The organism is Streptococcus oralis (genome assembly GCF_023110435.1).
Lineage (GTDB): Bacteria > Bacillota > Bacilli > Lactobacillales > Streptococcaceae > Streptococcus > Streptococcus oralis_CF.
Genome location: NZ_JALDWB010000014.1, coordinates 750 through 1,149, shown reverse-complemented (window position 1 = coordinate 1,149; position 400 = coordinate 750). Strand labels below are relative to the sequence as shown.

Sequence of the window (400 nt, the reverse complement as noted above, 5' to 3'; positions counted from 1 at the left end):
TACTGATGCGCTAGTTGATTCGCTTGCAGATACTGATGCTGAAGTTGATTGACTTGCAGATACTGATGCTGAAGCTGATTGGCTTGCAGATACTGATGCTGAAGCTGATTGACTTGAGCTTACAGATGCTGAAGCTGATTGACTAGCTGATACAGACGCTGAAGCTGATTGACTAGCTGATACTGATGCGCTAGTTGATTCGCTTGCAGATACTGATGCTGAAGCTGATTGGCTTGCAGATACTGATGCTGAAGCTGATTGACTTGCAGATACAGACGCTGAAGCTGATTGGCTAGCTGATACTGATGCTGATTGGCTTGCACTTGCTGAAGCGCTTTGGCTAGCATTTGCTGAGCTTGATGCTGATTGGCTTGCACTTACAGATGCTGATGCGCTTTGA

Annotated in this window: 1 protein-coding gene; it reads right to left on the bottom strand. The window is 46.0% G+C overall.

Annotated elements, in window-relative coordinates:
* Positions 1 to 400: hypothetical protein (locus M1F97_RS09110; protein WP_247944880.1), on the bottom strand; the 400-nt coding region annotated here is incomplete at both ends.